Origin of the sequence: Amazonocrinis nigriterrae CENA67, from assembly GCF_016056305.1 — a bacterium.
In the GTDB taxonomy this organism is placed as follows: Bacteria; Cyanobacteriota; Cyanobacteriia; order Cyanobacteriales; family Nostocaceae; genus Amazonocrinis; species Amazonocrinis nigriterrae.
Map to the genome: position 1 here is coordinate 55,055 of NZ_JAECZC010000032.1, position 6,897 is coordinate 61,951.

The window sequence follows — 6,897 nt, forward strand, 5'->3', positions numbered from 1 at the left end:
CCTGCGGTGGGCACTGCCGAAAACCTCAAAATAAGGGTTTGCGCGAACCAATATATAGTGCCCACCATTGCAATAAAGCAAATGGTACAATATTTTAGCTACCAAACTTTACTCATATTTAGGACAAACCCAGGCAGTACAGGGTCACCGCTAACAGTAGCAGGATTATCCAAACATTCTTCTGGCAATCCAGGACGATAAATATAGACTTGATGTTGCTTGCGGTCAATTAACAAGCCTAACTGTATTCCTGGCTCTTTGATGTATTCTGCCATTTTTTCCTTCAAAGGTTGAAGGTTGTCGCTGGGGGATCTGAGTTCGACTACAAAATCTGGACAAATGGGTGCAAATGTTTCTTGTTGTTCTGAAGACAAAGCATTCCACCGTTCCAGCTTCATCCAGGAAGCATCAGGCGATCTGTTAGCACCAGTTGATAGCTGAAATCCTGTACTAGAGTCAAAAGTTATACCTGTACCATCTTGTTCTGACCACACCCACAACTGACCAAATATGTGACCTCCCCGATTCCCTGTCGTCCCACCTGTGGGTGACATAATTGATATCTCTCCAAATTGATTCCGCTCAATGCGTAAGTCCCGATTAATCTGGCAGAACTCAAAGAACTGTTCGTCTGTCATTTGCATTGATGGCGGAATTTGCAACACCAAGGGAGATGAAAGCATAATACCTAACCAACTGGCTTTTATTTTTATTCTCGTGCAAAAACCCAGGTGTAGCCACCTTCTAGTGGGAAGACACAAACCTCAGTCCTACAACGCCTGCCACAATCAAGCTAATACACATCATGCGCCCCAAAGTAGCAGGTTCTCTAAACAGAACTATACCTAGCACAGCTGTCCCAATAGCTCCGATACCTGTCCAGACAGCGTAGGCAGTGCCCACTGGCAAGGTACGAAGTGATAGTGATAACAAGGAGAAACTTAATATCACACAAACAATAGTAGTGATGCTTGGAACTAGTTTAGTAAAGCCCTGTGTATACTTTAAACCGATCGCCCATGCAATCTCAAGCAAACCAGCAATCACAAGATAAACCCATGCCATATTTGCTTCTCCTGCATGTTGCAAAACTTGAAGCTGTTAGTGGAGTTGCGATCGCTTCCTCGTCGCTAATATCAAGGCAGCATGAATACTACACGCTGTAAACTTTGCAGTGCAGATTACTGGTGATTTTTCCATGAATCTTTTCATGCCAAGCAAGCAGTATTTTTTGATTGTTGGTGTCTTGGATAGTAATCTGTTGATTTCAAGTGTTGTTAGAAAGACTAAGGTTGTTAACGTGGCGTCTTTGAAAAAGAATTGCAGCCAAATTTGATAGTAAACAGGTGATTGCTAGGCACAGCAAGATATATGTGGGAGCCATCACTACACCAATGATAAACCACGTATATACATGCAATACCATCACCACTGCGAAAATACTGGCAATTCCAACAGCTTGCCATACCTGATATGTTGGCCGACCTATTGCTGTCAGGATGATTGTCAACAATGTGGCAAGCAAGTTGGCTGGGACAAGAAATGCACAAATGCTTACACAGTTGGTACGGGAGAACTCAGCTAAAGTTTGGAAATCGAGCATCAATTTGTGGGGTTAATGTCAACATTCAAAAATAATAAATTCAATATATTTATATTTTTCTCAACTGAGATTAGCATATATCTAAAGTAGTTACTTTCAGTATATAACATAAATTTAATTATATGATGAATTGTTCATCAGGTATTATGCTTTAAAATTGCATAGTTACTCGTGAACGTCGTCAAGAGTCAAAAGTCAAGGTTAATCGGGGCTTTGGACTGTTGACTATTGAATGCCGCGCACCAAAATATGTGTAAATTAAGTACACGATATACTACTAATAGTTAATCCTTAACAATCAGGCAAAAAGAAGGTGGGTGTTACCCACCTTCAGAAAATTAACCCATCAAAATCACCGTATCGATAACGTGAATTACACCGTTATCAGCTTCGATGTCTGCTGCTAAAACAGTGGCATTCTTGACTTCAAAACCATCAGAAGTATTAATTTTAATCGTTGAGCCTTCAACAGAAGTTACTGTACCGAGTTTTGCTAAATCAGCCTGTAACAGCTTTCCAGAAACGACATGATACTTTAAAATTCGTGTTAGTTGAGGAATATTCTGTAACAGAGTTTGTATAGTTCCCGGTGGTAACTTGGCAAATGCATCATCAGTTGGTGCAAAGACAGTGAATGGCCCTGGACTTTTTAATGTTTCTACTAAACCAGCAGCTTGTACAGCCGCTACCAGCGTTTTGAAAGAATCGTTGCTTACTGCAATATCGACAATATCAGCCATATATTTCACTTAAACTCTGTCAAAAATTTTAAATTAAAGTGAAGCAAGTTTAATTTTTATGACAAAAAATCAAGTGTCAATGTAAACAGGTTGGTGAATAAACTACGCACAAGTTTATGATCATCCTGAGAAAATCCTTTTGTCAAACAAATGCGCGATCGCAAGTATGCCATCCTGGGAACTGGTGCATTAGGCGGGTTTTATGGTGCCAGATTGCAAAAAGCTGGTTTGGATACCCACTTTTTGCTCAAGAGTGATTACCAACACGTCAACGAATATGGTTTATTCATCGAGTCTAAAGAAGGCGACTTTACCCTGACTCAAGTCAATGCCTACCACGACGTAGAGAAGATGCCACAATGCGATGTAGTGGTAGTTGCCTTAAAAACAACACAAAATTATTTACTGCCAAAATTGCTGCCCCCTGTGGTAAAAGAAAATGGGGTAGTGTTGGTATTGCAGAATGGACTTGGTATAGAAGAGGAAGTTGCCCAAATTGTTGGCAATGTCACGGTGATTGGTGGGTTGTGCTTTTTGTGTTCCAATAAAGTGGGGCCAGGACATATCCACCACATAGATTATGGCGAAATTATTTTAGGAGAGTATACCAGTGAATATTCTCCTGCCGGAATTACAGAAAACATGCAGCTTCTTAGCGACGACTTCAAAAGTGCTGGTATTTCCATTGAATTGACTGAAGACTTACTATTGGGACGTTGGAAAAAGCTGGTGTGGAATATCCCCTACAATGGGCTTTCTGTAATTCTCAATGCCACAACAGATAAACTAATGGCCGATCAGTACACCCACAGATTAATTGCACAATTAATGTATGAAGTGGTACTAGGAGCCAACAGTATGGGGCGCAACATTCCTGATAGTTTTGTGCAAAAAATGCTTGATTACACTCTGCAAATGAAGCCTTACCGCACCAGTATGAAAATTGACTACGATGAATGCCGTCCCTTAGAAATAGAAGCAATTTTTGGCAATCCATTACGGAAAGCCCAAGCAGCAGGCGCAGATTTACCACAGATTAGCTGTGTGTACCACCAGCTGAAGTTTCTGGATGCACAAAACCAACGTGAGGGCTAAAAGAACCCAACCTGTCTTAAAAAAGGGAGTAGGGAGTAGGGATTAGGGAGTAGGGGTAGGAACCTTTTTCATGCTTGGTTGTGGGATTTTCCCGTGATTGACAGTCTTAAAAATACTTTGTGTCTTAGTGTCTTTGTGGTTCTTTTTTACCACAAAGGCACTGAGACAAGGGCAGCGATTTGGGCGGGTTCCCCGACTTGAACGGACTGCCCGTACAAAGAGTTTTCATTCGTCCTGATGTACGCAGTTGATGACGATTACTCAACTAAGTAGTTGTTCACGGAGAATCGGTATTAGAACCCATTTTGATCAACTGCAACAAATTATTTAACCATTTCCACAGCCAGAAGCGAGATGATGCGTAGACACTAAGCGGCTTGCCATTGGGCGTGGCCTGGTTTTTTCCCAGAAGCTCAATGGCATCATTGCAATCTTGCACACTCTGATTAAATCCTATCTTTTGATAAAGTCTGCGAGCATTGCGATAGGCATCAATAGCCCCAGATTCTTGATTGATTTTTTCTAAAACTAGACCTAAATTAAACCAGACGTTAGCTTCTCCAGCGCGATCGCTAATTTGCTTTCTGACCTTCAAAGACTGCTGATAAAATTTGATTGCCTCTTGGTACTGTCCCAAGCAGTCATAAACATTTCCTAGTCCAGACAAACAAATGGCTTCTGCGGAGCGATCGCCCGTTAATTTGACTACATTTAACCACTGCTGGTAATACCCAATTGCTTGTTGGTACTGCCCCAAGGACTCATAAGTATTACCCAAATTGCCTAAAGCAATAGCAACGCTTGTGCGATCGTCTGTTAATCTTGCTATCTCTAACCACTGTTGGTAAAACTCAATTGCTTGTTGGTAATATCCCAAGGATTCATAAGTGTTGCCCAAACTACCTAAGGCAATGGCTTCACCGGTGCGATCGCCTATTCTCCTGGTTATAGCCAACCACTGTTGGTAATACTCAATTGCCTGGTCTAATTTTCCTAAGCATTGGTAAGCATTGCCTAACCCAGACAAGGCTTTGGCTTGGGCATTGCTGTCAAGACTTTCTCTAGATATATCAAGCCATTGCTGATAATATTTAATTGCCTGCTCTTGCTCTCCCAAGCATTGATAAGCATTAGCTAACTTACATAAAGATTTGGCTTCCTCTGTGCGATCGCCTATTTTGACGGCTATTTTCAAACTCTGCTTATAAAACTCAATAGAATCAATGTTATTTAAGTTACTAAGGATAGTGTTTTGGCTCATTATTTATAGCGAGTGTTAATTGTAGTTGATGTTTACTTCCTAAATCGGTCTTTCACTGGTTTATGCCTACATCCGCCATAAATAGCAGCCAAGAATCAAAAAAATTCCCATTGAGGCGATATTCAGTAATCCTTAAATTCAGGTTCAGCAGCCTAAAAGTATCTCTAAGAATGCGCTCAATGTCAATCTTTTATGAACTAATCCTGGCTACTCCTTTTCCACCTGAAGATTACCGTTTATCAAGAAAGGCAGAGGGCAGAGGGCAGAAGGCAGAAGGGATTTATCCCTTCTCCTGAGTGCCCGAACCATCTGCGCGACCGGAGGGAGCAAGGGTTTAAGACCCCCACCAAATTTCAAGAAAGGTGGCTCCTTTTCAGGAGGGGTTTGAATCCCCTTCTGAAAAGAACCTTCTGCCCTCTGCCTCCTGCCTTCTGCCTTCTTCAAACCGTTTCACTTTAAAGTTGATACATTTAGGAGGCAGTGCGGTCTTGGGGTGTCACGCCACGTGCTTTGGCTGTCGGCATAGCCGCCCAACGCAGTGGCTCCCCAAGTGGAGCAACTGCCGTGCAAGCAGGCAAGCAGGGGAGAAAAAATTTGTATCAGATTTTTCGTGAAATGGTATTAGGCAGCAGGGGAGCAGGAGAACTTGGGGCCCCCACGACCCTATCCATTACCCACATCTTTCTTAACATGGCTGTAATGTAGATGGTAGGCGGATAACAAAAGTCAAGAAAGTCAGCATAATTGATAAAAAAGACAAAAAATGCATTCGATGATGTGACGGCTAGAATGTGGATGCTTAAACAACGTGAGTTCGACGGATTTAAAAAACCCCTCTCCAAACTTTTTCCTTCAAGGAGAGAGGCTTCAAAAGCTCGATTTTTCGCTCTTTACCACGGATTTTAAAGCCCCTCTCCGATGCGGCTACCGTGTACACACAAATCTTGAAATCTCACCTCAAACTTGGTTTTACCATTGAGCTAAGGACTGTTGGATTACTGAGGTCAGCCTGTCCGCAGCGAGGAGGAACGACGTAGGCGGAAGCCTTCTCGAAGAGTAGCAATCGCAACAAACACGGGATGCGCGCGATTACTTAGCCTTGCGATCGCTGCACTCGTAATCAAAATTTAAAGAGTCTAGGATGCTTCAAATCCTTGCAGATAGCACTTGTGTGTACACGGTAGCGCCTTTTAGGAGAGGGGAGTTGGAGATGGGTGTTGTGTTCTATAGGAATCCGATTTGATTCCTGAAAACATTTGCGTAGGAAGGGAACGGGGAACAGGGAACGGGGAACAGTAAGAAGGAATAAAAGTGTACTGAGTTTTGTTCAGAACTCAAATATGAGTCCTATATTCAAATGAAAATAGCTGTAAGAAATTCAAATTGTATCTAGGTTTCAAGGTTTGAATCTGTTGCCGAATTTTAGAGAATTGGTATTACTTGTTCACCTTAGGTGTTCCTGAAGGGTTCATGTTAATTGTTTTTGCGTAACACTCCGATACCGTTTTATAGCCCAATTTATTTTAAGAAGGACTACAAATTATTTATTTTTATAGATTAATTGCTAAAGAATTATGAGGAAAATAAGCAAAAACCCAATGTCAATTATATAAAAAGTCCTATAGGAGTGAATAAATCTCACATGAGACTTGCTAAAAATCTGATGTAATTCACGAATGAACTCAGATTAATAAGCTATTAGATATAAAACTTGCCTCCTTAATCGAGTCAAGAGTTAACGGTCATCAGTCATCAATCATCAGCCAACAAAAAGGGTGAAATACTATGAAACAACCATATCTATCTCCTGATGATTTGCCTACACATAAAACAAGGCTAATGAGTGAAATACTACTTAGCCAACTCGAAGAAGTAATTAAAAGAAGATTTTACTTAGCGTGCGATCGCATAGTACGCATTTTGTTATCTAGTTGCCACTGGTATTTCAAAGTCAATAGTGGCATTCTCATGTTAATTATGATTTGTCATGATATCGAAAGCTACCAGCATATCATGACAACAGTTCCCCACTTAGCCAGTAAGTTAAAACGCTTTGCCAACCAAGCCAACATTAGTATTACTTCTCCAGTCAATCAAGGTATCCCCTGGATAATCAACATTAATGACATTTTGCCTGGGGAATGAGGAGATGAGGAGATGAGGAGATGGGGGGCTTTGGGGCCCCCTCTGGGGTTGGG

General features: G+C 41.5%; 8 protein-coding genes. 3 read left to right on the forward strand and 5 right to left on the reverse strand.

The annotated features are described in order from the left end of the window. Positions 1-98: 98 nt before the first annotated feature. From I8748_RS17535 to I8748_RS17550, 4 genes are all read right to left on the reverse strand, one after another. Positions 99-683, reverse strand: a complete 585-nt coding sequence (locus I8748_RS17535) for a Uma2 family endonuclease (protein WP_198125851.1) — start codon at positions 681-683, stop codon at positions 99-101. Positions 684-744: 61 nt separating this feature from the next. Next, on the reverse strand, positions 745-1,065 hold the full coding sequence (gene sugE, locus I8748_RS17540; protein ID WP_198125852.1) for a quaternary ammonium compound efflux SMR transporter SugE: 321 nt from the start codon (positions 1,063-1,065) through the stop codon (positions 745-747). 202 nt (positions 1,066-1,267) lie between these two features. Beyond that, positions 1,268-1,603 carry a hypothetical protein gene (locus I8748_RS17545; protein ID WP_198125853.1) on the reverse strand — a complete coding sequence of 112 codons (336 nt, stop codon included), beginning with the start codon at positions 1,601-1,603 and terminating at the stop codon, positions 1,268-1,270. A 338-nt stretch (positions 1,604-1,941) separates the two neighbouring features. Then, positions 1,942-2,343, reverse strand: a complete 402-nt coding sequence (locus I8748_RS17550) for a fasciclin domain-containing protein (RefSeq protein WP_198125854.1) — start codon at positions 2,341-2,343, stop codon at positions 1,942-1,944. A gap of 150 nt (positions 2,344-2,493) precedes the next feature. Here I8748_RS17550 and I8748_RS17555 point away from each other — a divergent pair, with 150 nt between their 5' ends. Further along, positions 2,494-3,438, forward strand: coding sequence for a putative 2-dehydropantoate 2-reductase (locus I8748_RS17555; protein ID WP_198125855.1), 945 nt, complete (start codon positions 2,494-2,496; stop codon positions 3,436-3,438). Positions 3,439-3,715: 277 nt separating this feature from the next. Here the strand turns inward: I8748_RS17555 and I8748_RS17560 are convergent, their stop codons facing one another. Further along, on the reverse strand, positions 3,716-4,699 hold the full coding sequence (locus I8748_RS17560) for a tetratricopeptide repeat protein (RefSeq protein WP_198125856.1): 984 nt from the start codon (positions 4,697-4,699) through the stop codon (positions 3,716-3,718). 480 nt (positions 4,700-5,179) lie between these two features. On the opposite strand from I8748_RS17560, the gene I8748_RS17565 reads away from it, so the two are divergent. Both I8748_RS17565 and I8748_RS17570 read left to right on the forward strand, forming a co-directional pair. Next, on the forward strand, positions 5,180-5,404 hold the full coding sequence (locus tag I8748_RS17565) for a hypothetical protein (protein WP_198125857.1): 225 nt from the start codon (positions 5,180-5,182) through the stop codon (positions 5,402-5,404). A 1,080-nt stretch (positions 5,405-6,484) separates the two neighbouring features. Beyond that, a complete protein-coding gene (locus I8748_RS17570) occupies positions 6,485-6,844 on the forward strand; it encodes a hypothetical protein (RefSeq protein ID WP_198125858.1) in 360 nt (119 codons plus the stop codon). Positions 6,845-6,897 lie beyond the last annotated feature (53 nt).

Coding starts and splice junctions, on each gene's coding strand:
- I8748_RS17535 (WP_198125851.1), bottom strand. CDS start 683: ATGCTTTCATCTCCCTTGGTGTTGCAAATTCCGCCATCAATGCAAATG.
- sugE (WP_198125852.1), bottom strand. CDS start 1,065: ATGGCATGGGTTTATCTTGTGATTGCTGGTTTGCTTGAGATTGCATGG.
- I8748_RS17545 (WP_198125853.1), bottom strand. CDS start 1,603: ATGCTCGATTTCCAAACTTTAGCTGAGTTCTCCCGTACCAACTGTGTA.
- I8748_RS17550 (WP_198125854.1), bottom strand. CDS start 2,343: ATGGCTGATATTGTCGATATTGCAGTAAGCAACGATTCTTTCAAAACG.
- I8748_RS17555 (WP_198125855.1), top strand. CDS start 2,494: ATGCGCGATCGCAAGTATGCCATCCTGGGAACTGGTGCATTAGGCGGG.
- I8748_RS17560 (WP_198125856.1), bottom strand. CDS start 4,699: ATGAGCCAAAACACTATCCTTAGTAACTTAAATAACATTGATTCTATT.
- I8748_RS17570 (WP_198125858.1), top strand. CDS start 6,485: ATGAAACAACCATATCTATCTCCTGATGATTTGCCTACACATAAAACA.